This window comes from Klebsiella sp. FDAARGOS_511, assembly GCF_003812845.1.
In the GTDB taxonomy this organism is placed as follows: Bacteria; Pseudomonadota; Gammaproteobacteria; order Enterobacterales; family Enterobacteriaceae; genus Klebsiella; species Klebsiella grimontii.
The window spans coordinates 3,671,354-3,695,817 of sequence record NZ_CP033824.1 but is presented as its reverse complement, the minus strand read 5'-3'; the positions used below and the strand labels follow the sequence as shown (position 1 = coordinate 3,695,817).

General features: G+C 55.5%; 32 protein-coding genes and 1 tRNA gene. 4 read left to right on the top strand and 29 right to left on the bottom strand.

Annotated features, from left to right (window positions below):
• The first annotated feature begins 1 nt into the window (after position 1).
• Entirely contained in the window at positions 2-664 is a 663-nt protein-coding gene (locus EGY08_RS18860) for a TetR/AcrR family transcriptional regulator (protein WP_123828757.1), read from the top strand.
• A gap of 63 nt (positions 665-727) precedes the next feature.
• Here EGY08_RS18860 and mug read toward each other — a convergent pair whose 3' ends face one another.
• Positions 728-1,234: a G/U mismatch-specific DNA glycosylase gene (gene mug / locus EGY08_RS18855; RefSeq protein WP_004125394.1), complete on the bottom strand. Its 507-nt coding sequence runs from the start codon at positions 1,232-1,234 to the stop codon at positions 728-730.
• Positions 1,235-1,358: 124 nt separating this feature from the next.
• Between mug and EGY08_RS18850 the strand changes: the two genes are divergently transcribed.
• Positions 1,359-1,434: transfer RNA gene (locus EGY08_RS18850), tRNA-Ile, on the top strand.
• A 136-nt stretch (positions 1,435-1,570) separates the two neighbouring features.
• Here EGY08_RS18850 and EGY08_RS18845 read toward each other — a convergent pair.
• From EGY08_RS18845 to EGY08_RS18720, 27 genes are all read right to left on the bottom strand, one after another.
• Entirely contained in the window at positions 1,571-1,789 is a 219-nt protein-coding gene (locus tag EGY08_RS18845; protein ID WP_004174338.1) for an ogr/Delta-like zinc finger family protein, read from the bottom strand.
• 70 nt (positions 1,790-1,859) lie between these two features.
• Entirely contained in the window at positions 1,860-2,948 is a 1,089-nt protein-coding gene (locus EGY08_RS18840) for a phage late control D family protein (RefSeq protein ID WP_228293614.1), read from the bottom strand.
• Positions 2,949-2,953: 5 nt separating this feature from the next.
• Positions 2,954-3,439 carry a phage tail protein gene (locus tag EGY08_RS18835; RefSeq protein ID WP_004185683.1) on the bottom strand — a complete coding sequence of 162 codons (486 nt, stop codon included), beginning with the start codon at positions 3,437-3,439 and terminating at the stop codon, positions 2,954-2,956.
• Positions 3,436-6,063, bottom strand: a complete 2,628-nt coding sequence (locus EGY08_RS18830; RefSeq protein ID WP_004174335.1) for a phage tail tape measure protein — start codon at positions 6,061-6,063, stop codon at positions 3,436-3,438. The genes EGY08_RS18835 and EGY08_RS18830 overlap by 4 nt, the downstream gene beginning before the upstream one ends.
• A complete protein-coding gene (locus EGY08_RS18825; protein WP_002896220.1) occupies positions 6,056-6,175 on the bottom strand; it encodes a GpE family phage tail protein in 120 nt (39 codons plus the stop codon). Before EGY08_RS18825 ends, EGY08_RS18830 begins: the two co-directional genes overlap by 8 nt.
• Positions 6,176-6,189: 14 nt before the next feature.
• The gene (locus EGY08_RS18820; RefSeq protein ID WP_004144716.1) at positions 6,190-6,489 is read right to left on the bottom strand and encodes a phage tail assembly protein; all 300 of its coding nucleotides are present in this window, start codon (positions 6,487-6,489) and stop codon (positions 6,190-6,192) included.
• A gap of 52 nt (positions 6,490-6,541) precedes the next feature.
• Positions 6,542-7,057 (bottom strand): phage major tail tube protein, encoded by a 516-nt coding sequence (locus EGY08_RS18815; RefSeq protein WP_002896201.1) that lies wholly within the window; start codon positions 7,055-7,057, stop codon positions 6,542-6,544.
• 9 nt (positions 7,058-7,066) lie between these two features.
• Complete coding sequence (locus EGY08_RS18810; protein ID WP_004185685.1) at positions 7,067-8,239, bottom strand: phage tail sheath protein; 1,173 nt, start codon at positions 8,237-8,239, stop codon at positions 7,067-7,069.
• A 138-nt stretch (positions 8,240-8,377) separates the two neighbouring features.
• Positions 8,378-9,457, bottom strand: a complete 1,080-nt coding sequence (locus tag EGY08_RS18805) for a phage tail protein (RefSeq protein ID WP_004174333.1) — start codon at positions 9,455-9,457, stop codon at positions 8,378-8,380.
• Positions 9,458-9,466: 9 nt separating this feature from the next.
• Positions 9,467-10,270 carry a hypothetical protein gene (locus EGY08_RS18800; RefSeq protein ID WP_117075592.1) on the bottom strand — a complete coding sequence of 268 codons (804 nt, stop codon included), beginning with the start codon at positions 10,268-10,270 and terminating at the stop codon, positions 9,467-9,469.
• 3 nt (positions 10,271-10,273) lie between these two features.
• The gene (locus EGY08_RS18795) at positions 10,274-12,388 is read right to left on the bottom strand and encodes an SGNH/GDSL hydrolase family protein (protein ID WP_123828756.1); all 2,115 of its coding nucleotides are present in this window, start codon (positions 12,386-12,388) and stop codon (positions 10,274-10,276) included.
• Position 12,389: 1 nt separating this feature from the next.
• Complete coding sequence (locus tag EGY08_RS18790; RefSeq protein ID WP_004174329.1) at positions 12,390-12,992, bottom strand: phage tail protein I; 603 nt, start codon at positions 12,990-12,992, stop codon at positions 12,390-12,392.
• Positions 12,985-13,893, bottom strand: a complete 909-nt coding sequence (locus EGY08_RS18785; RefSeq protein ID WP_123828755.1) for a baseplate assembly protein — start codon at positions 13,891-13,893, stop codon at positions 12,985-12,987. The genes EGY08_RS18790 and EGY08_RS18785 overlap by 8 nt, the downstream gene beginning before the upstream one ends.
• The gene (locus tag EGY08_RS18780; RefSeq protein ID WP_004174325.1) at positions 13,880-14,242 is read right to left on the bottom strand and encodes a GPW/gp25 family protein; all 363 of its coding nucleotides are present in this window, start codon (positions 14,240-14,242) and stop codon (positions 13,880-13,882) included. Before EGY08_RS18780 ends, EGY08_RS18785 begins: the two co-directional genes overlap by 14 nt.
• On the bottom strand, positions 14,239-14,811 hold the full coding sequence (locus EGY08_RS18775) for a phage baseplate assembly protein V (RefSeq protein WP_004174323.1): 573 nt from the start codon (positions 14,809-14,811) through the stop codon (positions 14,239-14,241). The genes EGY08_RS18780 and EGY08_RS18775 overlap by 4 nt, the downstream gene beginning before the upstream one ends.
• A gap of 68 nt (positions 14,812-14,879) precedes the next feature.
• Positions 14,880-15,326 carry a phage virion morphogenesis protein gene (locus EGY08_RS18770; protein WP_123828754.1) on the bottom strand — a complete coding sequence of 149 codons (447 nt, stop codon included), beginning with the start codon at positions 15,324-15,326 and terminating at the stop codon, positions 14,880-14,882.
• Positions 15,319-15,750, bottom strand: coding sequence for a phage tail protein (locus EGY08_RS18765; RefSeq protein WP_123828753.1), 432 nt, complete (start codon positions 15,748-15,750; stop codon positions 15,319-15,321). The genes EGY08_RS18770 and EGY08_RS18765 overlap by 8 nt, the downstream gene beginning before the upstream one ends.
• Positions 15,713-15,958, bottom strand: a complete 246-nt coding sequence (gene lysC, locus EGY08_RS31090; protein ID WP_225986739.1) for an Rz1-like lysis system protein LysC — start codon at positions 15,956-15,958, stop codon at positions 15,713-15,715. Before lysC ends, EGY08_RS18765 begins: the two co-directional genes overlap by 38 nt.
• Positions 15,846-16,274, bottom strand: coding sequence for an Rz-like lysis system protein LysB (gene lysB, locus EGY08_RS18760; protein ID WP_064146896.1), 429 nt, complete (start codon positions 16,272-16,274; stop codon positions 15,846-15,848). Before lysB ends, lysC begins: the two co-directional genes overlap by 113 nt.
• Entirely contained in the window at positions 16,271-16,654 is a 384-nt protein-coding gene (locus tag EGY08_RS18755) for a DNZ54_00345 family protein (RefSeq protein WP_123828752.1), read from the bottom strand. Before EGY08_RS18755 ends, lysB begins: the two co-directional genes overlap by 4 nt.
• Positions 16,655-16,658: 4 nt before the next feature.
• Positions 16,659-17,168 carry a lysozyme gene (locus EGY08_RS18750; protein ID WP_123828751.1) on the bottom strand — a complete coding sequence of 170 codons (510 nt, stop codon included), beginning with the start codon at positions 17,166-17,168 and terminating at the stop codon, positions 16,659-16,661.
• Positions 17,149-17,364 (bottom strand): HP1 family phage holin, encoded by a 216-nt coding sequence (locus EGY08_RS18745; RefSeq protein WP_004144702.1) that lies wholly within the window; start codon positions 17,362-17,364, stop codon positions 17,149-17,151. The genes EGY08_RS18750 and EGY08_RS18745 overlap by 20 nt, the downstream gene beginning before the upstream one ends.
• Before the next feature lie 3 nt (positions 17,365-17,367).
• Positions 17,368-17,571 carry a tail protein X gene (locus EGY08_RS18740; RefSeq protein WP_002896155.1) on the bottom strand — a complete coding sequence of 68 codons (204 nt, stop codon included), beginning with the start codon at positions 17,569-17,571 and terminating at the stop codon, positions 17,368-17,370.
• Complete coding sequence (locus EGY08_RS18735; RefSeq protein ID WP_019704961.1) at positions 17,571-18,035, bottom strand: head completion/stabilization protein; 465 nt, start codon at positions 18,033-18,035, stop codon at positions 17,571-17,573. Before EGY08_RS18735 ends, EGY08_RS18740 begins: the two co-directional genes overlap by 1 nt.
• A 96-nt stretch (positions 18,036-18,131) precedes the next feature.
• The gene (locus EGY08_RS18730; protein WP_123828750.1) at positions 18,132-18,782 is read right to left on the bottom strand and encodes a terminase endonuclease subunit; all 651 of its coding nucleotides are present in this window, start codon (positions 18,780-18,782) and stop codon (positions 18,132-18,134) included.
• Positions 18,783-18,785: 3 nt separating this feature from the next.
• A complete protein-coding gene (locus EGY08_RS18725) occupies positions 18,786-19,838 on the bottom strand; it encodes a phage major capsid protein, P2 family (RefSeq protein WP_038421820.1) in 1,053 nt (350 codons plus the stop codon).
• Positions 19,839-19,854: 16 nt separating this feature from the next.
• Positions 19,855-20,688, bottom strand: a complete 834-nt coding sequence (locus EGY08_RS18720) for a GPO family capsid scaffolding protein (protein ID WP_123828749.1) — start codon at positions 20,686-20,688, stop codon at positions 19,855-19,857.
• A gap of 140 nt (positions 20,689-20,828) precedes the next feature.
• On the opposite strand from EGY08_RS18720, the gene EGY08_RS18715 reads away from it, so the two are divergent.
• Positions 20,829-22,592 (top strand): terminase ATPase subunit family protein, encoded by a 1,764-nt coding sequence (locus tag EGY08_RS18715; protein WP_123828748.1) that lies wholly within the window; start codon positions 20,829-20,831, stop codon positions 22,590-22,592.
• A 26-nt stretch (positions 22,593-22,618) separates the two neighbouring features.
• Complete coding sequence (locus EGY08_RS18710; RefSeq protein ID WP_223272905.1) at positions 22,619-23,629, top strand: phage portal protein; 1,011 nt, start codon at positions 22,619-22,621, stop codon at positions 23,627-23,629.
• Between the two features lie 68 nt (positions 23,630-23,697).
• On the opposite strand, the gene EGY08_RS18705 is transcribed toward EGY08_RS18710, so the two are convergent.
• Positions 23,698-24,369 (bottom strand): hypothetical protein, encoded by a 672-nt coding sequence (locus EGY08_RS18705; RefSeq protein WP_065808458.1) that lies wholly within the window; start codon positions 24,367-24,369, stop codon positions 23,698-23,700.
• Positions 24,370-24,464: the final 95 nt, after the last annotated feature.

Here is a 24,464-nt window from a genome sequence, read left to right as displayed (position 1 = left end):
AATGAATAGCAAGCGTAAAATTCAGTTGGTTGATTTTAATAGAAAGGTTATTTTAACCACGTCTAATACCTTATTTCTCAACCGCGGAATAGAAAGTACCACCATGGATGAGATCGCCCATGAAGCGGGTTTTAGCAAAACAACGCTTTATACCTATTTTGAAAATAAAAAAGACATTCTGGATCATCTTATCCTGGAGGGAATGGAGCGTTTCTATCAGGAGGTGATAAAAATAGCCAGTCGGCAAAATTCATTCCGCGAGTTTTATCGCGAGCTATGCCATGCGCTGATCGCTCTCCACGAAACGAGCATTGCCTATTTTCCCGCTATCACAGGGCAAATCGCGAATTATGAAAAAATCACTAAAAACAATAAAGCGTTGAAGAGTATCTCTATGATTGGTGAACAGATAAACCATATTATCGCCGCGCAAATCACCGGCGCCGCCGAAAAAAAAGAGATCGGGCTGAATGCTTCCGCCGCGGACGTCACAATGCTGTTCTGGCTCTGCCTGACCGGACTCGTGGAAAAATCCTCGCATAGAGAATCCTATTTTTTACGTCACCTTGAGAAAGACCGAAAATCCTTTCTCGACTTCGCTTTTGACTCAATATTATTAATGATAGAAAAAGGGAATGTTAGCGATAATGTAAAAGCTGGCTAAAGCCACGGACTTTAGCCAGCGCGGCTACGCGACGACCAACCCCCCGGAGTCGTCCGCAGCTCATTATAGCCCTCGCGTGGCCAGCGCCTCGTCGAGTTCCCGGTAGGCCTCCACCAGCTTATCCAGCGTCGCCCGGTTGAGGCCGCTGGGATTCGGCAGCACCCACACTTCCGTCGCGCCAATGGTCACCTGCTGCTTGCCCCATTTTACGCCACGCGCCTGAAACGCTTTCTCAAAGGCCTGTTTACCGAGGATCGCCAGCGCACGCGGCTGATACTCTTCCATTTTCCTGACCAGCTCCCGGCCACCGTCTCGGAGCTCCAGCAGCTCGACCTCGCTGGCCTGCACCGTTGGGCGCTCGACGAGCATGGTGATCCCGCAGCGAGTATCCAGCAGCTGAAGTTCCTCCTCGGGCTTCAGCAGACGGTCGGTAAAGCCGGCCTGGTGAATCACCTTCCAGAAGCGATTTCCCGGATGGGCAAAATGAAAACCGGTATGGGCGGAAGACTTCCCCGGATTGATACCGCAAAAAACGACCCTCAGGTCCGGCGCCAAAATATCGTTAATCATGTTTTCCCCAGCTCAATACCTAAAAGGTCATTATAAAGGATTGAAAATGCGTTGTTTATAAAAACAGCAGGCGTGCGTTTTAGGCTGGATTGCGGGGAACAGTTACTTTATAATCCTTCGCCACGGCCCCTTAGCTCAGTGGTTAGAGCAGGCGACTCATAATCGCTTGGTCGTTGGTTCAAACCCAACAGGGGCCACCAAATTTTAGCTTTAAAATCATATACTAAGCCACCTCGCGAGAGGTGGCTTTTTCATATCATAAACACTAATGGCAGCAAAATGGCAGCAGCATTTTTGCAATCCTCAAAAAAAAACCCGCCTAAGCGGGTTAGTTTGTCAGAAATTCATATGCCCCTGCCCGGCGGCAGTGGGGTGCGGCGGGGCATTATCAATAACTCCAGGTGTCATGATGTAACGCACTACGGTTTCATGAGTGATGAAGGTGGTTCCGCAATTAATGTTCTGGCACTGACAGTAACGCTCTTTTGTCTGATCCGTTACCCGAAAGCTACTCCGTGTATGCGCCGCGTGGCCGCACTTTGGACAATTCATCATTACATTTATCTCCCACCCCGCACATTTCAATCACATAATGATACACATAACTTCCATTTTGTGAACCTCATCAGCTCATTTCTAAATCATCAATCTTCACTTCCAGTTCGATACTGGTTGTAAACCCGCTATCCGGGTTCACCGTGTGCATCAATGTTGTGATGGTCCATTCCGCATCATCAATGGGCTGTTTAAAGCCGCTAACCTTAACGGGCATTTCCGTATAGAGATCCGCGCGGCCTTCTGCCAGCTGGAGAGAGAATGACGCCACACCACGCTGCAGCCGCTCCCAGTTCATTTTTGCTGCCCGTTCTGCATTACTGCGGTTCGCATAGGTACGGTTCAGAACCAGCACGTTCTCATCCGTTCCGACCAGGTAATCCCCCTGCTTTGCTTCCGGCTCTTTGGGTTTTGTCGTCCTCCGGCGGCGCTTCACCTTTGCAGTTTCTTTTTTTTCCGGTTCCCTGGTATGCAGCCAGTGAGCGATAACACCCGTATATGCTCCCCTGTCAGCCAGGCTAAACCGGTGACTGTCTCCGTCCTTACGGGTAATAGTGATGACCGGCAACGGTTTACCACTTGCTGTTTTCCCCTGCCCCTGCCGGATAAACAGCAGATTACCGTCCTTGACTGAGGCAATCGCGCCATACTGCCGCGCCAGCTTCATTAAAAAGCTGGCGTCGCTTTCGTTGGTCTGGTCCAGGTGATCCAGCGCCATCGCAGCAACATCATTTCCTATAGCAACTTTAAGGCTGTGCCGTGCGGCAATATCTTTCACCACATCGCCCACCGTCGTTTTGTGCCAGGACTTCTCACGCCGGACATTCAGCGTTTCCCTGAAATCAGCACTACGGGCACGGATTGTCAGCCTGTCCGGGCTGCCGCTATGCTCTATTTCATCAACGGTAAACTTTCCTTTTGAGTACAGCGGCTCGCCTTTCCATCCCAGCGCCAGAGAAATCACTGCGCCACGACGCGGCATAATTACCAGGCCGTCGGCGTCGTCCAGCTCCAGATCAAGCTGGTCAGCTTCAAATCCGCGGTTGTCGGTCAGTGTCATACCCAGCAGACGTTTATCCAGCGTCTGCGTGGCATCTTTCCCTTCAATCACGATCCGAAAGGCCGGGGTCTTGCTTCCGAGGTTGAGTAAATCAGCCATCTCGCTCACTGCAGCAACCCTCCTACCGTGGATCTGATGTTCCCTACTGCGGCGGCGGCAGAATCCTGCAGACTGCTAAGCTGATCACTCAGACTGCCGAACATTTCAGACAGGGACTCATCCACCCGTTTAAGCCCCAACGAAAACTCTATTTTCCTGGCTTCTCCACTGGCGAAAAATTCCGTTTTCGTCTGGTTAAGGCTCTCAATCACATACATGCCGTAGATAGTCCCACCGCCCTCGATCAGCGGCCACGCCTTCCCCTGCTCTGCCATCAGCTCCAGCGCCAGCAACGACAACCGGCCGCCGGTCACTTCCGGCATGAGGACGCCGGAGAGCGTCAGCTGATCGTTATCTGGCCCCAAAAATTGCGTTGTCGGACGGCGATTAACGCGGTTGTTGGTCACATGGCGCCAGTTCCGCTGATACTGCAGTTGCTGATAGGGAACCGTGCGCAGCTGAAACACAAACAAGCCCAGGACCATCATCATGAATCGTATCCCCCTTGATCACTGAAATTGCTGCGGGCCTTAGCCCTCATACGACGCTCGCGCTCATCAATCTGTCGCGCTACCTCCTGCGCAATATCCTGCGCACTCTGCCCCGGCAGCGCCTGGATGATAATTTGAGCCTGGGTTTCAAAGTGGAACACCGGCCGCGTACCTGCTGGTTTCTCAGCTGCAGGGCGATATGAGGCCGCCGGCAGGCTCATCGGATGAAGCGGGGCGGCCTCTGCTGGCATTGCTCCCCCCATCATTCCGGCGACAACGGACGCCAGCGCGGCCGTCCTCCTGCGGCTGGTCACATAGGCCGGACCGTTAATCAGCTCCGGGCCATTCTCGCCAGCAATACCCACCTGCCCACGTGGAATATAACCACCGCTGTCATACATCCCCGCGAAAAATCCTGGGGTCTTTTTCTGCGGTGAGGCGCCCTGCGAATTATCGCCGCCGGTCATCCAGTCCGGCAGGTAGCTTTTGACCGATGCCAGCTTGCTCTTAAGCGTTTCCCATTTCTCATTGATACCGCTCAGGATGCCGTCAATGATCGCCCCGCCCACCGCTTTAAATTTTGCGGGCATCGCGGCTACATCACTCAGAATTTCATCCCATTTGCTGCTTATGGTCTGCTTGATCACAGCCCAGGCTACTGACACCCCTGACGTGATGGCATCCCACAGTGCTTTAAACTTCGGCCCCAGCGTTTCCCAGTTCTGCCAGATATAGATGGCTCCCATCGCAATCAGGCCAACTATCGCCAGAATGGGATTAGCCATCATCAACCGACCTAACCAGAGGACCGCCTGGCCCGCACCACCAATCACCTGCTTTATCAGACCAAAAGCGGAGGCAAACTTAATTCCCAGAACCCCAGCACTCACCCGCAGCACCGCCATCGGTCCCAGAATGGACGCCAGAGCCAGCGACAACACGCCTGCAGCAGTAGCGACAACCGCAAACACCGCCACAATCTTAAACAGCGCTGCCGTTAGTTGCGGATGCCGCTTAACAAAACCATCCAGTGCTGACGCCAGATTACCCAGCCAGTCAGCAATTTCTTTAAGTACCGGTGCGACGGTTTCGCCGATGCTTGCCATGGCGTTGGTAAAGGAGCCGCCAGCGGCTTCCCATTTGTTGCCCAGGGTATTAAGAGACGCTTCGACGCGCTCGCGCAGGGTTGCCTGATTCTCCAGCTTCGCTACTGTTTCACGATAACCAGACATCCCTTTGGTAATCATGTTATTCAATACCTTTAGCGTTTCGGCATCGTCACCAAATACCGCTTTAAGCGTCGCAAGCCTTTGCTCTGTATTTAGTTTGTTTAACTTATCAAGCTGGGAAAATAGTTTATCCAGTCCACCAAATTCCCCTTTTCCATCAGTAAAGTCTAATTTGACCCCTGATCCTTTAATTGAGGCATTGGCTTTATTAACTTTTTTGGTATCCATGACAGCCTGGAATATTTTACGGTAGGCATTCCCTGCTGACTCGCCAGCCATCCCCATCTGATCCGCCATCACCAGCAATGGTGCAAATACCTTCGTTGCCCCCAATCCCTTCTGACGGATAATATCCATTGCACTACCAATGTTCGAAAAACCCTGCAGCATATTGCCGGGGTCAACGCCCGCGTAATAACCCCGCTGGATCACATCCATCAGGCTCATCATGTCTTTTTCGGTGGTCTGCGTGGCGTCCTGCAGTTTCGCAGCGAACTCTGCGGCATCCGTTGGTGCCATCTGCAGTTGTACGCCGAGGTACGCCGCCGACTCACCCAGCCCGCCCAGGATGACCTGCGCAGACATGCCCTGACGGCGTAACATGGTCATCATGTTCTGAAAGTCTGCCGTGGTGCCGGGCAGCCGGTCACCCAGGGCGATTGCCAGCTTGTTTAGCTTCGCAAACTCCGGCGCTACCTTTCCGCCCGGCCCCATCATGGAGCCTGCCAGCTGGTTAGCCGCGTTCTCTGATTCCGAGTAAGCGCGAATGGGCGCCGTTAGCGTCGCGCCCGTTGTCACCCCGGCCGCCATCATCCCGGCCCCGTTCCCCGCCAGGCTGTTACGCACGTCGCGCATCTTGTCAGCTTTGGCCCTGATCGCATTCAGCTTACGCTGGCGCTCGCCCACGTCTCGCAAGCGCCGCTCCTGCTCTGCCAGCTGCTGGTTATAGCGATCCGTTTCGCGGGTAATTCTGGCCGTTTCACGGGCGCCACCGCCCGCAGAGATGCCGAGGCGGTACAGCTCCGCCCTGGCTGCCGCCATCTGCCGCGTTTCCTGCCCCTGCTTTTGTTCCAGGCGTGATACGGCGCGCCATTGCGCCTCAAGCGCCTGCGTCTGTTTTTTCGTGGGGGATTCGAGCGCTGCCAGCTCGCGCGTCATCATCTGCGCACGCAGCCGCGCCTGGTCCAGCTCGTTGCTGGTCCGGTTCAGGCTCTGTGAGAGTTGATCAAAAGATTTTAACTGGCTCCCCGCGTCGTTAAGCCGTTTAAGCTGATCACGGGTCTGCCGGATGCCGGAGGCCAGCTCCTTCGAGCCAGCCAGCGCATTTTTTAAAGGGCGGGTGAGTTTATCAACCGCATTCAGAACCACCTGCAGGCGCAGGTTTTTATCACTCATCGCTGGCCCCGCTACGCATTATCGCTCTGTGCCGCCACTCCAGCACTTCCGTCAGCGGCATAACGTCAGTGACGGACGGCGGCCAGTGAAAGATCGTGGCGATATCCGCCACTAGGTCATCTACCGTCAGGCTGTCGGCAAATCGGCAAGTGCCGACTTCGGCAACAAAAAAAGGACCACCTCGACAGACATCGCGGCCAGGTCTGCCGGGTCGAGGTCCGCCATTTCCTGCGGGGTCAGCGTTGGTGTGGAGATGCGGGGGATCACGGTCATCATAGAGGCCACGTCCATCTCCATCACCGCCTGCAGTCGCGTACCGCGCAGCGCGCCGGATTGCGGCTTACGCAGCACAATTTCCGTAATCGTGGTATCACCGCGCTTAATCGGGCTATCCAGTTTCACCGTTGCTTCTGTTTTCTCACTCATGCTCTTTTCCTGTTATGGGTTGGCTGGCGCGACCTCGCGCGCCAGGAAAAAATTACAGACCGATGGCGTTACGGTGTTCTTCCATCAGGTCAACACCATCAACAACTTCAATCATGTTGATCGCATCGACCTCATAGAGCACTTCACCGTTAATGGTCAGCTTCGCGTAACAGTTAACGCTGCTGACTTTGGTGGAATTGCTTTCGCCGGTTTTCCACTCGCCGGAGTCCACCTCTTTGTGGCGCCCACGGACGACCAGCTCAACGGCCTGAACTTCGCCGGTGTCGTCGCGCTGAATAGACCCGGTAAAGCGCAGCTGCACGCCGTCCACCGTGGCTTTGCCCATCTGTTTAAACAGAAGCGCCTCCGTACCGCCGATGGTCATTTCCGTATCCAGCGCGCCATCATCCAGCCCCAGATCAATACCGACTGAACCGGGCATGCCGCCGCCGCGGTAGTTTTCCAGCTTGCGGGTGAATTTCGGCAGGGTGACGGATTCAGCAATGCCCATCCAGTTGTTACCGGCGTTAAAAATATTCAGGTGTTTTAACTTGCGTGGTAAGGCCATGGGTCCCCCTTATGCGCTTACGCGGGTGGTGAAATCCACCAGGTAACGGTCAGTGATGCGCTGGCGCAGCATCAGGTTTTCCAGTGGCGGCACTGGCGTATAGTCGTAGTCGATCCAGAGTTTCCCGGCTTTCAGCGTGTCTTTGTCATTCACACTGTCATCAATCCAGCAATCACCGCCGATGAGGTAGCCCTGATTTACCAGGCTGCGCATTTTGGCGCGGATACCTTCGATAATGTCGCGAGCCAGCGAAGGGTTAAGCGGCATGTCCACCGCCCACATATGCGCCTCCGCCATGGTGTCTGCCAGCACCTGCGCGGTACGGGTGTAGTTTTCAAACTGGAATAACGGGTCATCGCTCAGGCAGCGGGAACCCCAGAAGCGGAAACCATCCTTGCGGATCAAGGTGGTGACGTCGTTCTGGTTCAGCAGTCCGGCATCGGTTGCCGGGTCCTGCAGATCCCAGAACACATCCGCAGACAAGCCGGTTACGCCGTTGACGCCCACGTTAGACAGGGTTTTGTGCCAGCCGGTCTGCTCGTCGATTTTGGCACGCAGACCCAGCGCGCGGGCAGTGGCGTAAGCAGTCGCGTCCGCCTGCAGCACCGTGTCAAAGTTGATGAAATCAGGCCAGATCAGCATCCCTTCTCGCTGACTGAAATTTTCGCGGTAGGCAATCGCTTCTTCCACGGTTTTACAACCGTAGGCAGACAGGTACGCAAAGCCGCGTAGGCTCTGCGCCACGCTTAACAGTTCAGTGGAAACAGCCTGCGTGTCATGGCCCGGCACGCCAAGAATGCGCGGCTTCACGCCCAGCTGCGACTGTGCCGAAAGCAGCGCTTTGATGCCCGTTTTCTTACCGTCAGCGGTTACGCCGCCGATGATATTGGAGGTGGTTTCCGCTTCGGTTTCGCCCTGGGCAACACGCACCACAACGGTGACGGGTTTTGCCTGGTCGGCGATGGCGTCCAGTGAGCGGGCCAGCGTGCCGGACTCGCCCGCTTTGCCGCTGGCGGTCAGTACATCGGTAAGCAGAACCGGCTTATTGAGCGGGAACACAGAGGCATCGGCATCATCGCCGGTGCATACCATGCCCACAATCGCCGTGCTCACCGTCGTGATAGAGCGGGTGCCGTCGTTAACTTCAACAACACGCACGCCGTGGTGATAGTCTTGCGCCATGAATGAATCTCCTGTTTAGGGGTTCACCCATGGTAGGGAAATCATTCACCGCAAGCCGTTGATGGCCGTTGTACCGTCAATGGCACAACCGCAGACAGAAAAAAGCCCCTTATCGGGGCAGACTGATACCGGGATTTATCAGGCAACGCGGCTCCAGCACATCAGCAGCGTGTGAGATTCCACCACGCTGAACGATTTGCCCTCACCGAGGTTATCGGTTTTGCCAGTGGTCGTGTGTTTATGGGCTGGCAAGTCCACAATATGGCTATGATCGGCCACCTCATCCGTATAATTTCGTGTGCGGCGGCTGTCGTTATCCGAACCAACTATGTAATTATCATCCCAGACCTCACCCGGGGCGAGCATTCCGCCTTTGTGTTTATGCCGTCCTGCCTCCCTGGTGATCAGTTCCTGCCCGGGGAGTTCGCTGGTTTCGCCACTGACATTAACCTGCACAGCTGGCAGGTTAGCCTGCTGGATTGTGACAGTATCGCTTCCGCCGGTATTCCCTACGTTTGAGCCGTCTGCTTTTGCCACCCGGATCGTTTTATTTTCACCGGTGTATACCCATTCTGACCAGGGCCATTTTTCATTCGGGTTGACGTTCTGATTAAAAAATCGCGTCGTACCCACAGGGTTATCGTCCTCCCAGAATTCACGCTTTGCCGCTGTAAGAGCGGCGGTAATAGCCTGCTGAATATCCGTATCAAGCTGTCCTGCAACCTGATCGGCATAGTCTTTTGCCTCCTCCTTAGCGCGATTAACCTCCTCTACGGTTGCCAGAATGACGGACGGGTCAGCCTTCAGTTCTACATCCGAGGTGTTACTGACTCCGATATAGAGATTTACTGACTGTAGTCGTCCCGAACCCTGGGCAAGCTGGGGTTTGTATGACTCAGGCAGGCTGGCAACCGCCAGACAGTCCCCGTCTTCGTCATAAAGTGCCGCCTCGCGCAGCCAGAAACCGCCAATCTGAGGCATGATGATCATTTGGGCGCGAATGATGTTCGCGCCAGTGTCGGCAATGACCAGGCGATTCAGGGGGGCGCGATAAACTTCATTAACCAGACCCGTCTGGCTCTCATCGGGTACTGTCGCCGCTCCGCCGCCATCGCCAACAGCCATATGCGAAAAGCCTACGGTTTCCCCTGTCAGAGCCGCGGCGGCGAGCTTTTCCGCCCCCCGACTTGTCATTATTGCGTGATATTTCGTGACCATGTTTTCCCCTCAGAGATCAGAGATCCCCCAGGCTGCATTGAGATACTCACTAACGCTATCGATAACCGATGCAACCTGTGCCTGCGTCAGTGCAGCCTCGAAAATCAGCTCCAGTCCCATTGTAATAGCCGCTCCCGCCGGATAGGCTGCGGGCGCATGATGAGAACCGATGCGGATTGTGCGATCTGCATATGCAGTCCTGTTGGTCAACGCGCGCGAGTTCTGCCATGCAAGCGCGCCGCCCTGGCGTCCGCCAATGCGTGCGATACCGTTATCACCGTCGACCAGCGAAACAAATGCTGCCCATTTTGAGGCGTCATAGGCTGCGCTGAAGTAGTTGATCATATTGGTAGGGGTAGCTCCGCCATCCTCCACGAACGCACCGTAAAGGCTTTGCCCGGAGAAAAGAAAAGCCAGACCGTCACCGCGATAGACTGCCGGTGCGCCTGAATAGCTGTAGTTCCCCATCATAAACGCCTGCTGCTTTTCGGTGGCTTCCGTCGGCTTTACCGGTTTGCAGATCACGATATGGGTCTGGTTTTTTGTTGAGACCTTTCCGGTATCAAAGCAGTTGCCAAAGCTACAGATAGCCCCAAATTCAGCCAAGATTGTAGGCGCTCCGACCTTTGTCAGCGGGGCGGAATTGTCAGCGCGGTTCCTCATGCTCAGTTCTGAGGTTCCGCCGTGGATATACATCGCCTTCAACCCTGCAATGACAGGCAGGTTTGGCTGCATGAAGTGCCCTTTTTTCGGATGCGTTCCCGGGATAATGACGTCACCGAGCTTAGGTACATAGATTTCATTAGTTGTCATAATTCAGCCTTTAATCAGTGCATTATTCAACGCCGAGGCAATCAGGTTGCCGCCCACTGCATTGGGGTGCAGGTTGTCGAGAAAACAGCCCAGACCGTTCATTTCCGCCCAGGTGTCGAAAAGGTCATAGATACTGAAAAACTCGACATTTAACGTCTGCGAGAGGTCGTACATCACATCGCGGAAATCAACGAGTGGCGTTGCCGCCGTTCCGTTCGTGCGCGGTGGTGCCATGAGGATAAATCCCACGTCAGGGAGCACAGCGCGGCAGGCGGCCATATACTTTTGCAGTGCGGTACGGAATGTGGCTGTCGATTCTGAAATTCGGTAATCGTTGTTCCCGATCACGATGCAAATGACGTCTGGCTGCATTGTGCTCAGGTACTCCGCGATTTTGTCTGAGAACAGCAGGAACTGATCGGCCAGAATCCCCGCGTTCCCCGCTTTGCTCATCACGCATCCTGCCACGCCGCTGCGCCACAGATAGAAACCATGAATAGCTACGCGCCCGGCGTTGCCGTCGGTTTTGACGTAAATCGTCCTGACCTCATCAGTCATACCCGTCAGCAACACCGATTTTGTCGCGCCGGTATTCCCGCAGACAACCTCAGTCCACTGCGTGACCCCGCCAACGTCGTAGCCGTACTGAAATTTCCCGTTAAGATCCTGATAGTAAATTCGGCAGTCAGTGCAGCGTACATTCGTCACGTTGAAATAAGCGGTGTTTGTCGTCGTATTAATTGACTGGCCATCAATACCGCAGCCATAAAGCGGCGCTCCGCTGGTCGGTGAGGAGTCGTACAAATCCCATCCGGCAGAGCGGAAAATATTCGAACCGTCTCGTGCAGCACCGTAGTTAACGGTGCGCCAGCCCAAACCAGCATCGCCATAATCCGCGTGCAGCAGTCCAGCGATAGCGGCCGCCAGTTCGTTATTCTGCGTCCAGCTGTCGCCTGTCAACATAAAGTGGGGGCGGACAGCCAGACCCGCTTTAAGCTGCGCTTTCTTCGCTTTCCAGCGCCATAGAGTGCGCCCGTCGGTATGCAGCGGAATGTTATAAGCGGCGGTGTACATCCGCCGTTGATACCACCGTGCAAAAATGCCCCTGATGTTTGGCCCGATACCCGTCGCGTCAAACTCGCCGTCCTGGAACCAGAACGGGACAGAATCGGCAGCGTCAGTTATTCCCGGAACGAAGGAGGGATCAACCAGCGGGATACGCTGATTCAGGGCCTTTTCAATTATGGCGTTGATGTAAGCCCATACTTTCTGCTGAAACCCCTCAGAAATCATGGACACGTTAAAACCGTTATCCCAGAACAAGGGGATATTATTGTCGCCATCTACAACCAGTGGGAAGAAGGTGTTATTCACACCACTAACCCCGGTATTCACTGAATCCCCCAGACGCGCGCGGACGTCCGTATAAATCATCTGGTACAGAGACATAGCGACTCTTGAAACGGCGAAACCGTCATCCCACCAGGCCGGAACACTACCGGCGCCATCGACGAATAAAGGGAAAAAGTTGTCATCCACAAAGCCGCTTGAGGTTAGCTTAGCAATTAATTGAAGAGCGGCTTCAACAGCTTCCTGAGACAGCATTTTTCGGCCAGTCTGCTGTAGTGCGCCAGAAACATTCGCGTACTCATCTGCAAGGGATGAGTCGCTATGGTTTATCACCCAGCAATTGCCACCCTCTGGAATATTTCCCGCAGATAAATCGTTCTCAGCCAGAGGGAGTGACGGGAAGAAGCGGACGCTGTTGATAATCGATCCCTGACCGAGCAAACCCGTAACAGCCCTGGCAACGCCACCATCATTCAGGAAATAACGAAATGCCAGCGCCTCACCCTCGCCCAGGGCGACGCGAAACAGCTTACCTTGTGGTGTGCCAGCTAATCCCGCAATGGTGCCGTCTGGATCCTCTTCGGTTTCAAAGAACGTGTACTCCCTGTAATCGGAAATACCCTCAATCAGCACCTTCAGGAACTGCGTACGGTTTGCAAGTTGCCGGGCCTGGATATTTGCAGCGCCTTTCGTCCCGCCTTCCACTTTGTCTGCGCGGGAAAGCTGGTAAACCGAACTTTCCCACACGGTTTTTTCTGTAATATTCATGCTATTTTCCTGAGAAATTAACGCTGCCGAAATAGAACTGCTGGCCGTCGTAGTGAATGCTGTCTTCTGGTTCGTATCCCGGCGGATAAACGCTAATATCCTCACCGTCAAATATTGCAGCCCCCAGCCATACCGGCCCTCTGGTTCCTGCGGTTAGTGTCATTTGTGCCAGATGCCTACTGACTGGCTTCGCATCGCCAATAATCCGCTCAAGCTCGTAAATCATCGGCTCCGTGATGCCGATTTCATTCAGATCGATCTCAAGCCGAAACGTCCCGGCGGGGTCGGCTACTTTCCACCACTCCTCAAGAGTCATTGAGTAACCCAGCCCCTCAATCACCCGCTTAACTGCAGCCACAGTTCCTTTGCGCTGATGGATCCAGAAAGCATCGCTGACCGCCTGCCGCTTAGCGGTTTCTGTCCAGGTTTCCTCCCATCGGTCAACGGAGAAAGCCCAGGCCAGATACGGCAGAAACTTTGCCGGGCATTTCCACGGGTTCCACAGGTCACGCAGCGGCACGTTTAAATCACTGATACCTGAACAGGCTTGCGCCAGCCTGCGCTCCAGCGCAGACGCCCCCGGCGGTAACAGGCTGCTAGTCATCAGAGCCACCAATTTCTGCTTTAAAATCGGTGCAATATGACGCCTGCGTTTTATCTAACACCATGTCCGCCAGGGGCTTCATCAGCTCAACACGCTGGACGCCCTGAACATGCAGAGCGGCATAGATAGCAGACAGCCGCACGTCACGCCCCAGGCGACGCTGCTCGTTGATATATGCCGTACCCTGCGCTTTCGCGGCCGCCAGGATGGGTTCCTTTGCCGGGCCGGGATAGACATAAAGAACCGCATCAATTTCGTAGGGGACAATCTCAGCAGATCGGACACTCACCCGATCCGCCACCGGCCGCACAGCCTCATCATTCAGGGCCTCATCGACGACCTGCAGTAAATCTTCCGGCGCAGTACCATCGCCGTCGCGGGCCAGAATAGTCACCACGACTTCCGCCGGTGACGGGCTGAACGCCGACGCGTCCGCCACCCGACCATCCGAGCTAAGCGCGTGATATTCATAGGCTCCGACTGGCCCGGCAACGCTCATCCCCTCAAAGGCCGCCGGGATGCGCTGGCGATAATCCGCGTCAGATTCCATAACTGCCTCCGTGGGCGGCGTTGTGGTGTCATCTGCAGCTGTAATCACCCGGCGCTGTACGTTGTTATTCGCGCCTAAATTGTCCAGGTCATCCCCGCCGGAATAGGCCACCATCACGGCTTTCGCCGCCTCGTTAATCCGCTGACGCAGCAGCAGCTCCCGGTACACATTTTCCTGCAGCATTTTCACCACCGGCTCAGATTCAAGCGTTAAGGTGCGGGCCACGGCCTCCTGTTCTTCTGCCGGAAATAACGCGACAAATTCAGCCTTGCGTTCAGACAGCAGGGTTTCAAAATCCGGCACATCCACAATTTGCGGCGGCGGCAGCTGGGAAAGGTCAATAACGGCCATTGTCTGCTCCTGTCGATACGGAAAGGGACACGGGCACGCCGTCATTACGCTGGCCTGCCAGCTCAATAACCATTGCGCCATCCATGCTGCTGCTGTTAACCGTGATGGTGTCCAGCTGCAGCCGCGGCTCCCAGCGCCGCAGCGCCACATACACCGCAGCCATGATCTGCAGGCGCAGCGCCGGGTTTTGCGGCTGGTCAATGAGCGCTGAAAGCAGGGAACCATACTCCCGGCGCGCAAGCCGGCTCCCTTGCGGGGTCAGCAAAATGTCGCGCACCGACTGGCGCAGGTGGTCAGTTTCCGTTATGGCTCTGCCGGTATCGCGGCTCATCCCGATATAGAGCGTCAAAATGGATCTCCCGTCGTTCCGCCACTGTCGCCAGGATGTTTATGCTTATCAGCAACGACGCCGTTTGACGTCATCGCGCCGCCGCCGTGGGTCACATCGCCGTTCAGGATCACGTTGCTGTTAATTAGGGTGGTGTCAGCCTCGATCACAAACTCACCGGTTTTGCAGGAGACAACCTGCGAAGACTCAATCAGCACGCTTTTCACGCCGCGAATAATCCAGCGCCCGGTGGCGGGGTCGTATTCGAACCAGCCACCATCCTCGTATGCGGTCACGTCCGCACTTTCAGAGTCTGACGGCGGCGGGCAGGCGTTGGAGTAGATGGCCGGAAGCGCAAAGGCTGTTTCCAGATTGCCGCCCAGGCTGAACAGCACCACCTGCTCCCCTGGAGACGGGCACCACCAGGTGCGTGATTTACCTGCACGGTAGGTCAGCCAGTTAATCCAGTTGGTTTCGAGGTCGCCCGTTTTCACCCGGCACAGCCAGCCGTCCCGGTCCACTTCGGTCACAATGCCGGTGCGGATCAGATTGGTGATAAGGCGCATGATTTCGGTTAATTGCGTATTCATGAAGGCAAGATTGCCACGCGCGGAGGGAGTGCGGCAGCGTGGCGGGTTGTGTCATCCCTGACACAAAATCACTGTGACAACCAACGCAGTAAGACGTCTCGCGTAATGTCTTCTGATTCATCATTGATGCCGAGCAACCGGCGCTCTGCATATTTGACTTCCGGCCCTTTACGGCTGACCCGATCACGCAAGCCATAGTGATGCACGCGGGCTATGCGCTGCACACGGCTCTCAAACTCGACGCTTGCCGAGTCCTGGCTGGCGACGGCTTTCAGGTATTTTGTTGTGCGGAGTTTTGCAAACATCTGCCGACGGATGCGGCCCTGTTTCGTTCTGGCCGTCACGCGACGCGGCTCGTAAGCCGTCCCGTCCGGGTTGCGCTGCATCCTGATATTTTTCTGCTGGCTGCGGCGCAGCTGCTGTGCCAGATCCCGCATCATGCGCTTACGTGCGGCAGGATCCAGTCCCGCCAGCAACGCATCTAACCAGGCGTCAACTTCCTGCAGCTCAGCCACGGCTCACTGCCCACCTTTCGTCCGGCTCGTCCGGTTCCGGCATCGCTTCGACGCTGGACACGTCACCGTCAGCGCTGACTATCACACGCTCTGTCAGTTGCAGATTCAGGCTGATATCACAGATATCATTGCGCAAAATATCGACTTCAAAGGAAAGCAACTTTTCCCGCAGTTCCGGGTTATGAATAGCATCCGGCTGATTTTCCCTTAACCAGGCCACCACCGGCGCCATCAATAACCCCTGATCGCCGCTGAAATCCACAATCACCACATTCAGGGTGTAACGATACTCCCATGAAAGTGACGCTGCTCCGGTTGCCACCACCGATCCGTTATCAACGAACAAATGCAGCTTATCCGGGTTATCGCGGACATATGGCACCGCGCTATTCAGGGCGCGGCGTAAGGATTGAGGCTTGTTCACTGTTTCGCTCCTGACAGGAAATTATCGTGTCCACTTTATCGGCGCAGACCGCCCAGGCCGCCTCCGCTTCATCCAGCGCGGTTAGCAGATCGCCGTTAGTGCGTGCCGCCGACTTTTCCAGGCGGCACTGCGTCACCCTGGGACAACCATTCACGGTAAGCAGCACCTCCGGCGAGGGCTGGACGTTCGCGCATCCTGATAATGTCAGCAGGCAGAAGAGTGTCAGCCCAGCGGCGTAAATCCTCATTTTCACGTTTTAACTCCTCAATTCTGCGCTGACGGCTTCGCAGCAGCGCGTTTGTACTTTCTGCCGCCGCGTAAAGCCTTGCCTGTTCCCGGTTATTGGTTTCGGACAGGATGGACAGGGCGATCAGCTGGCTGTTCGTTTTTGCCAGTTTTTCGCCTGTCGTTTTCAGATCCCGCCCTTGCCGCTCGATGGTCTGGCTGGCCTCCTTCATCCGCCATGACTGCCAGCCAAGCGCCAGCACTACCAGCGCCAGAATTACCGCCAGCGCCTTCGTCATACCGTCACCGGCTCCGCATCAATAATCTGCGCACGCAGAACCTTAAGCGCGACCAGCGTCAGCAGATAAAATGCGAGGGTGACAACGTGGCCCGTAAAGGTGAGAAAAATCACAAGCAGTGAACACCTGGCCCATCTGATCACCTGGTTTCCTGGCGTACTGAAAAAGCGCGTCAGCGCCTGCTTTGCCTCTCCCCGATGAGTGCCGCCCGCATACCACCCAGCCATGCAAAGCAGCACCGCTCCCCAGCTCAGCAGGCAGGCTACCCAGGTCAAGGCTGTAACCAGTGCCGGAACAATACTGTTTGGAACAAAGAGACTAAAAATCATCAGCGCCGTGTACAGCACCGAAAATAACCCACCGATCAGTTTCTTTTTCATTTCGTTACGCTCCTTTTAAGCACCAGGACAGCTCCCGCGCGCGGCGGTTGTCCAGCCCCGGATTAAATACGCCTTTGACGTATACCCAGCGCGGCAACTGATAGCAGGCATCGCGCCAGCGCTTCTGATTGATAAACTTCACCATGGTTGAACCACAGGCATTGCCGGTTCCCACGTTGAAGGCCAGCGATACCAGCGCGTCATAGACGTTCTGCGGTACGCTCACCAGGACACAGCGATCCAGCGCCTTCTCCACCCTTAAAACGTTGGTGATAAAACTCCCGGCGGCCTGCCGTTCCGTGATGCTCTTCCCCGGCACCACGCCGGACGTATTGCCAATGCCATCGGTCCACACCCCCGCATCACACTGATACGGCTGCAGGAGGCAGCCCTCGTAATCGGCTATCAGCTTCAACCCTTCCACTGAGGTATGAAGTTGCTGAAAGCCCGGCAGGGTGGCGGCAATCGCCAGCACCGCCCCTACCAGGCAGCGTTTAACGGTTGAAGGATTCATATTCCCCCTGCGTAATTTTTCCGCCGCGCAGCAGCTGGTAGGTTTTGTGTTTGTAGTACCAGTTGATGGCCAGCATCAGCACGCCAATCAACACACCGCCCACTGTCGACACATCCTTAAGCGATAAATCTCCCATCCATGCCAGCAGTACAGCGATGCAGTACGTGATGAAGGCGCTGATCCGTTCAAGCGTCATATTTCAGTCCCATAACTGGACGGTCTGCACCGTGGAAGTGGTGGCAATATCCGGCAGATCCACCTGCAGCCCGTGTGGTAAGAACGGGCCGTGCTCAGCCAGCCCCGGATTTGCCTGCAGTACCTGCTCCGTGACGCCCTGCGTGCGTCCGTAATGACGCCAGCAAAGCGCGTCCACCGTGTCACCCTGGTACGCACGCACTTTCATCAGATCAGCTCCACCGTACAGTGAGGCGCATCCTGGACCCGGCTGATTGCCCAGCGAGCATCACGCCACAGGTCGCCGCTGGCCTCCGCCAGCTCATCCCCCCTTTTCACACCGGAGGCCGTGGCGTCGTAGTCCTGGTAACGCTCATTCACCTGCGCACGTGCCCAGCAATAAACGGCGTTGTGGTAGTGGTGAATACGTTCGCTTTTACCGTCCAGCAAGTCCGCCGGTACATCGGCCAGCGTCATAAATCCCAGCGCCTGCTGGCGCTTGCGGAAGTCGTACAGCTCCGCATTGACCTCTGACATCGCAGACCGGATGAGTTGTCCGAGACGGGGTGACGTCACCGTGCCATCCGTCCGCATCACGCTGCGAAACTCTGATAAATCAACATCGGGCCAGAACGGCGTATTCTTGATAATTTCCGCCTGTTCCGGCGCCTGCTCAGGCGCAACAAACTTCATGCGGGCTTTCTCCTGAAATAGTGGGCGGTGGACGGGGTTTTGATGTGGCAAAAGCCTTTCGCCACCCCGTGCCGCCCGTGCGCGGGGCACGTTCCGTTAACGGCTGTCATTGCGCAATCTGCGCTCCAGCTGCTGTTTTTCTTTTTTGACGCCACAGCGTGGATCAAGCTGCAGCGCATGATTGATGTGATTCAGGGCGGAGGCCGGGCTGGTTTCGGTCAGTACAGCGCCAATCGCTTTATGCAGGCGTGCCCGTGACTGGTCTGGCATATCCTGGCCGTCTGTCAGCTCCAGTGTCTGCAGTAACAACCCGGCATCGAAAGATTCACCTGCCAGCAGAGCGGCCTGCGCAGCGTCTGCCATTTCCTCTGCCAGCACCGTCTGGACGTTACGGTTTCCGATGGGCATCACCCATCCGTGCCGCAGCGCATGACGCCCTGCATCCAGCGCACCGTCATAATCACCGGCATCGATACGCCAGAGCATCACAAACATCACCACGTCATCCTGCCGGGCACCATCAGCAGCCAGCACCCCCTCCACCCAGGCGGAATAACGGGGCAGCAGTTCCACCTTGATTTGGGCTTTCTTCACGGTGGACTGGATACCTTTCAGGCGGCGGCGGTCCTCCGCCAGCTGCATCAGCATCAGGTCATACCCCGTCGCGTGGCGAACATTACCGCCCTGCCGGGCGGCCTGTTCAGCCTGGATGCGCAGGCGGTGCTGCCGTGCGGGACTCAGGCTCATGCGTTACTCTCCGGCACCGGCGCTGAAGTCGCCGATGGTGATGTTTTCCACCAGTGCCACGCAGCGGTAATCCTCCACCACATACGCCTCATTGACGGATTCGAAGTTTTCAATACGATCGCGTTTCGGGTTATCAATGACCGAACGGCGGCGGGTATCTTCCTGCCAGTAGATGGACAGGTTATCCAGGCGGGTGATCAGTACGGCATTAGCCGGGAATGACGGGGCGCGAACGGCCTGCAGACCGCCCATGCGTTTCTGGCTGATAATCAGATCAGCAGCCAGCGCCTCCGTGTTTGCCTGGTCCTTATTGACCAGCGGGAAATACTTGTCGGACAACAGCTCACGACCACAGATCACGACCAGTTCGGCGTCATCCTGGAAAATAGGGTCAATCAGCTCATTGACAGCATCCATCACCAGCGCATCCAGGTTGGCATATTTACCGCCCTTGCCTACCTTCACCGGGTCTGCGGTGGTAGTGCCATCTTCTGCCGTGGTGCTGCCCATCACGCAATCCGGGGCATCTTCGCGGACCTTCTGCAGCCAGCCTTTGTTAACGTCCTGCAGCAACGGATTGGCGGCACGGTCTGAGGTTTTGGCACGCTTCACGCCATTAAACCCAATCATGATGCGGTCCAGCGCCTGACGTTTCACGATGGCGTTACGGATGCGTACCTGAAAATCCTGGAATTTCGCCCACATATCCAGTTTTGCGTAGGTCAGCACCGTATCAAAGTTGGTCTGTTCGCATTTGTACTCAACATCAACCATCTCAGTGGGATCGGTTGGCTCGCGCTCCTTCGTGGTCGTGTCAGTGGTCCCGGCAATGGTGCTGCCGACGCCCAGGCCCAGAAGCTGGCCTGACTGCTCCGCCACACCAATCACGTTAACCATGGTCAGAAATGCCGTGGACTGCTGAATCTGGTCTTCCAGCGTCTGCTGCACCGACGGCTCAACGGTGAATTTGCTGGAAAGTTCTTCCACTTCCACGTTGTTCAGGCGTGCCAGCTGCTGCAGGTAGGCGTTAAAGGCAAAACGTGTGTGCTTTTTCATTGGTTCTTATGCTCCATCAGCAATTGGTCAGTGTGCCTGCCGGTGCGTTTCCGCCCGGCGCGCGCTGGCGATAATCTTTGCGGCTGTCTTCCTGACTCAGCCGCTGCTCCAGTTCAGCAAAAGCGGTCTGCTGTTCCTGCAGGGAGGCTTCCAGCTCAGCAATGCGCGCATCCTGCGCAGACAGGGAGTTATCAGTGCGTTCGCTCAGGTTTTGCTGTTCAGTAGCAATCAGCTCCACCGCGCGATGCACGTCAGAAAAACGCGCTTCATCGTTCTGTTCTTTTTTGGTGAACATCGCGGCAACGCGGGAAAACAGGGAGGGTTTTTCGTCCTGGACTTCTTCCCACTCGATCAGCGTTTCTTCTGCGGCGGAAAAGAGGTTTTCAGGGTTTTGCTTGCGGCCTGCCAGGGGGTTACTTCTGGCGCTGGCGCTAAACTGCAGCATTTCAGTACCGAGGCTTGCGGGATCATCCGTCGCCGCCAGGCCAACCAGGTAGGCTTTGCCGGTATCGGCAAAACTGGTATTGACCTCCATCGAGGTAAACAGCTTTTGCAGATTACTGGTATATGCCACCAGGTCCTCTGACGGGGTGATCCACGCGTACAGGGCCATTTTCCCTTTCAGCGGGCCGTCTGCAATCTCCTCTGCCTCCAGCTTATCCACGGTCCCGAAACGGCGGAATGGGCTATCAGGGGTGTAACCCTTGATGTGCTCCAGATTAATCAACGCGGTATACACCTGCGGGTCATAGCTCGCCGCCATCTGTTCCAGCCAGGCACGCTCAATATTGCGCCCGTCTGTCGTTGCCCCTTCCACACCGATGCGGAAGCGCTTTGCTTTTACAGCCATATGACCGACTCCATCAAATAACTCTGTGAGGCCTTATGGTTGCTGCGATGGAGGGGGTGAAACAACGCGCGGACCTTGTGCGGTAAACCATACAAAGGCCAGCCGGGGAAAGGCGCCAGGCAAGGCCGTATGTTTGTGCCATGGAAACGATGACCCCCGCAGACCTCGATCCCCGCAGGCAGGCATTACTGCTGTATTTTCAGGGATACCGCGTAGCCCGCATTGCTGAAATGCTGGGCGAAAAAGTTGCAACCGTTCACAGCTGGAAAAAGCGCGACAAGTGGGGCGAATATGGCCCACTCGATCAGATGCAGCTCACCACTGCCGCCCGCTATTGCCAGCTCATCATGAAGGAGCACAAGGAAGGGAAAGACTTTAAAGAAATAGACCTGCTGGCCCGCCAGTCAGAACGACACGCCCGCATCGGTAAATTTAACAACGGTGGTAATGAGGCAGACCTTAACCCCAACGTGCAAAACCGCAACCGCGGCCCCCGCAAACAACCTGAAAAAAACCAGTTCAGCGACGAACAGATCGAAAAGCTGGAAGAGATTTTCCGCAACGGAATGTTTGAATATCAGCGCCACTGGTGGGAAGCAGGAATTAAGCACCGCATCCGCAACGTGCTTAAATCGCGCCAGATCGGCGCTACGTATTATTTCGCGCGTGAAGCGCTGATGGACGCCCTGATGACAGGGCGAAACCAGATTTTCCTGTCAGCCAGTAAAGCCCAGGCGCATGTATTTAAGCAGTACATCATCGAGTTTGCCAAAGAAGTCGACGTGGAATTAAAAGGCGATCCCATGGTGCTGCCAAACGGCGCCACGCTGTATTTTCTCGGAACCAACGCCCGCACCGCGCAGAGCTACCACGGCAACCTGTATCTTGATGAGTATTTCTGGATCCCGAAATTTCAGGAGCTACGTAAAGTCGCCTCCGGCATGGCGCTGCATAAGAAATGGCGCCAGACCTATTTCTCAACGCCTTCCAGCCTGACGCACAGCGCTTACCCGTTCTGGTCCGGCGCCCTGTTCAATCGCGGGCGGGCAAAAGCTGATCGCGTTGATATCGACCTGACCCACTCAGCCCTTGCTGCCGGTCTGCTTTGCGCTGACGGTCAGTTCAGACAGATCGTGACGGTGGAGGACGCCGTGCGCGGTGGCTGCAACCTGTTCGACCTCGACCAGCTGCGCCTGGAGTACAGCCCCGACGAGTACCAGAACCTGCTAATGTGTGAGTTCATCGACGATCTCGCCTCCGTTTTCCCACTGGCTGACCTGCAGGCCTGCATGGTGGACAGCTGGGAAGTCTGGGAAGACTTTCAGGCGCTGGCCCTGCGTCCGTTCGGCTGGCGCGAAGTCTGGATCGGCTATGACCCGGCGAAAGGTACCCAGAACGGTGACAGCGCTGGCTGCGTAGTCATTGCCCCGCCGACGGTGCCCGGCGGTAAGTTCCGCATCCTTGAGCGCCATCAGTGGCGCGGAATGGACTTCCGCGCCCAGGCAGATGCCATCCGCAAACTGACGCAGCAGTATAACGTGACCTACATCGGCATTGACTCCACCGGCGTCGGCCACGGTGTTTATGAAAACGTAAAAGGCTTTTTCCCTGCCGTGCGGGAGTTTGTCTATAACCCCAACGTCAAAAACGCCCTGGTGCTCAAGGCATACGACATTATCAGCCACCGCCGTCTGGAGTTTGACGCCGGGCATACCGACATTGCGCAGTCATTTATGGCTATCCGCCGCGCCACCACCGCCAGCGGCAACCGTCCGACCTATGAAGCCAGCCGCAGCGAAGAAGCCAGCCACGCCGATCTGGCCTGGGCAACGATGCACGCACTGTTTAACGAACCGCTGCAGGGCGAAGCCGCCAATACCAGCAACATTGTGGAGATTTTTTAATGACTGAGAATACCGCACAGGATGTGATGCCACCCGACGTACAACCCAATGATGCAGCAACTACCCAGGCGTTCAGCTTTGGCGATCCCATTCCGGTACTGGACCGCCGCGAACTTCTGGACTACGTAGAATGTGTGCAAATGGACCGCTGGTATGAGCCGCCGGTGAGTTTTGACGGGCTGGCGCGGACCTATCGCGCCGCTGTACATCACAGCTCACCGATTGCCGTTAAGCGTGACATTCTCAGCAGCACCTACATCCCCCACCGCCTGCTCAGCCAGCAGGCTTTTGCACGTTTCGTCCAGGACTACCTTGTGTTCGGTAACGCCTATCTGGAAAAACGGACGAACAGGCTGGGCGGCGTCCTGTCTCTGGAGCCATCACTGGCGAAGTACACCCGGCGCGGGATTGACCTCGATACTTACTGGTTCGTGCAGTACGGCATGACCACCCAGCCTTATGAGTTCACCAAAGGTAGCATCTTTCACCTGATGGAGCCGGACATTAACCAGGAAATCTACGGGCTTCCCGGCTACCTCTCCGCGATCCCTTCAACACTGCTCAACGAGTCGGCTACGCTGTTTCGCCGTAAGTATTACATCAACGGCAGTCACGCCGGTTTCATCATGTACATGACAGACGCAGCACAGAATCAGGAGGACGTGAACAACATCCGCCAGGCCATGAAAAGCGCCAAAGGGCCGGGCAACTTCCGCAACCTGTTTATGTATTCGCCCAACGGTAAAAAGGACGGCATCCAGATCATCCCACTGTCAGAAGTAGCGGCAAAGGATGAGTTTCTGAATATCAAAAACGTGAGCCGTGATGACATGATGGCTGCGCACCGCGTCCCCCCGCAGATGATGGGCATCATTCCCAACAATACCGGCGGGTTCGGTGACGTGGAAAAGGCCAGCCGCGTCTTTGTCCGCAATGAACTGATGCCACTGCAGAAGCGATTGCAGGAATTGAATAAGTGGCTGGGCGAAGAGGTGATCCGATTCGACCCCTATACGCTGGACCTGCAGGAAGACTGACCCAGCATAATCCCCTCTATAAGCGCCTCAGCAGTCTTCCGCTGGGCGCTAATCGCTGCGAAATAGTATTAACGCTCTTCACCTAAGAGCCCGGTTTTTATTAGCTGCCCCCAGAGGTTTTTCATTTTTTGACCGGTCTGCTGATTAACAAACAGAGAAGATCTTGCACCATGTGGGTATCCCATAATCTGTCCCCGCATTTCTTCCCAACTTTCGCTGTAAACTGCAGTTCGCCAGTTCGGCACTTCGTTTTCCAACATCAAGCCCATTGCAACTCTCGCCGGGAAAGTGCCGTCGTCTTCCATCTCATAAGTAAAATACCAATTACATTTTATGAGCAACGGTACCGCTTCTTCGTGATAGAGCACAACATCATCTATTTTCTCAATGGTAAACCCAGCATCCTTATGCGATAGGCTCCTAACCTTTTTAATGAACTCTTCTACTCCATGTCCATAAGGACAGGTAAGTATCCCATTCTGAAAATAAATCGTATGGTCCAGGTAACTAAAAGCAGACGTACTTTTTGGCGTCATTGGAGCCCAGTTCGTCTTATTTGCATCGAACATGAACGGATGCCATGCTGGATACCCATCAACCACCGGCCCACACTCACCTACAATCTCCTCAAGCTTATCCCTTACCGCAACTCTCATCTCGCGAGATGCTCCCTCAGGAACCAAATATCTGTAAGCTTTATCGAAATTAGCTTTGACTAGCTCTTCTGCTCTGAACGCCATAACAACCTCACAATAATTAAGTGTCGCGCACAACATACCAATCTTGTGCGCAGTCATCAAGTATTGTGCATTGATAATTTTTATGCATTCTCAAC

Bases quoted from the DNA above. Each gene is read 5' to 3' on its own strand.
- EGY08_RS18860 (WP_123828757.1), top strand. From the start codon at position 2: ATGAATAGCAAGCGTAAAATTCAGTTGGTTGATTTTAATAGAAAGGTT.
- mug (WP_004125394.1), bottom strand. From the start codon at position 1,234: ATGATTAACGATATTTTGGCGCCGGACCTGAGGGTCGTTTTTTGCGGT.
- EGY08_RS18845 (WP_004174338.1), bottom strand. From the start codon at position 1,789: ATGATGAATTGTCCAAAGTGCGGCCACGCGGCGCATACACGGAGTAGC.
- EGY08_RS18840 (WP_228293614.1), bottom strand. From the start codon at position 2,948: ATGGCTGATTTACTCAACCTCGGAAGCAAGACCCCGGCCTTTCGGATC.
- EGY08_RS18835 (WP_004185683.1), bottom strand. From the start codon at position 3,439: ATGATGATGGTCCTGGGCTTGTTTGTGTTTCAGCTGCGCACGGTTCCC.
- EGY08_RS18830 (WP_004174335.1), bottom strand. From the start codon at position 6,063: ATGAGTGATAAAAACCTGCGCCTGCAGGTGGTTCTGAATGCGGTTGAT.
- EGY08_RS18820 (WP_004144716.1), bottom strand. From the start codon at position 6,489: ATGAGTGAGAAAACAGAAGCAACGGTGAAACTGGATAGCCCGATTAAG.
- EGY08_RS18815 (WP_002896201.1), bottom strand. From the start codon at position 7,057: ATGGCCTTACCACGCAAGTTAAAACACCTGAATATTTTTAACGCCGGT.
- EGY08_RS18810 (WP_004185685.1), bottom strand. From the start codon at position 8,239: ATGGCGCAAGACTATCACCACGGCGTGCGTGTTGTTGAAGTTAACGAC.
- EGY08_RS18805 (WP_004174333.1), bottom strand. From the start codon at position 9,457: ATGGTCACGAAATATCACGCAATAATGACAAGTCGGGGGGCGGAAAAG.
- EGY08_RS18800 (WP_117075592.1), bottom strand. From the start codon at position 10,270: ATGACAACTAATGAAATCTATGTACCTAAGCTCGGTGACGTCATTATC.
- EGY08_RS18795 (WP_123828756.1), bottom strand. From the start codon at position 12,388: ATGAATATTACAGAAAAAACCGTGTGGGAAAGTTCGGTTTACCAGCTT.
- EGY08_RS18790 (WP_004174329.1), bottom strand. From the start codon at position 12,992: ATGACTAGCAGCCTGTTACCGCCGGGGGCGTCTGCGCTGGAGCGCAGG.
- EGY08_RS18785 (WP_123828755.1), bottom strand. From the start codon at position 13,893: ATGGCCGTTATTGACCTTTCCCAGCTGCCGCCGCCGCAAATTGTGGAT.
- EGY08_RS18775 (WP_004174323.1), bottom strand. From the start codon at position 14,811: ATGAATACGCAATTAACCGAAATCATGCGCCTTATCACCAATCTGATC.
- lysB (WP_064146896.1), bottom strand. From the start codon at position 16,274: ATGACGAAGGCGCTGGCGGTAATTCTGGCGCTGGTAGTGCTGGCGCTT.
- EGY08_RS18755 (WP_123828752.1), bottom strand. From the start codon at position 16,654: ATGAAAAAGAAACTGATCGGTGGGTTATTTTCGGTGCTGTACACGGCG.
- EGY08_RS18750 (WP_123828751.1), bottom strand. From the start codon at position 17,168: ATGAATCCTTCAACCGTTAAACGCTGCCTGGTAGGGGCGGTGCTGGCG.
- EGY08_RS18745 (WP_004144702.1), bottom strand. From the start codon at position 17,364: ATGACGCTTGAACGGATCAGCGCCTTCATCACGTACTGCATCGCTGTA.
- EGY08_RS18740 (WP_002896155.1), bottom strand. From the start codon at position 17,571: ATGAAAGTGCGTGCGTACCAGGGTGACACGGTGGACGCGCTTTGCTGG.
- EGY08_RS18735 (WP_019704961.1), bottom strand. From the start codon at position 18,035: ATGAAGTTTGTTGCGCCTGAGCAGGCGCCGGAACAGGCGGAAATTATC.
- EGY08_RS18730 (WP_123828750.1), bottom strand. From the start codon at position 18,782: ATGAGCCTGAGTCCCGCACGGCAGCACCGCCTGCGCATCCAGGCTGAA.
- EGY08_RS18725 (WP_038421820.1), bottom strand. From the start codon at position 19,838: ATGAAAAAGCACACACGTTTTGCCTTTAACGCCTACCTGCAGCAGCTG.
- EGY08_RS18720 (WP_123828749.1), bottom strand. From the start codon at position 20,688: ATGGCTGTAAAAGCAAAGCGCTTCCGCATCGGTGTGGAAGGGGCAACG.
- EGY08_RS18715 (WP_123828748.1), top strand. From the start codon at position 20,829: ATGGAAACGATGACCCCCGCAGACCTCGATCCCCGCAGGCAGGCATTA.
- EGY08_RS18710 (WP_223272905.1), top strand. From the start codon at position 22,619: ATGCCACCCGACGTACAACCCAATGATGCAGCAACTACCCAGGCGTTC.
- EGY08_RS18705 (WP_065808458.1), bottom strand. From the start codon at position 24,369: ATGGCGTTCAGAGCAGAAGAGCTAGTCAAAGCTAATTTCGATAAAGCT.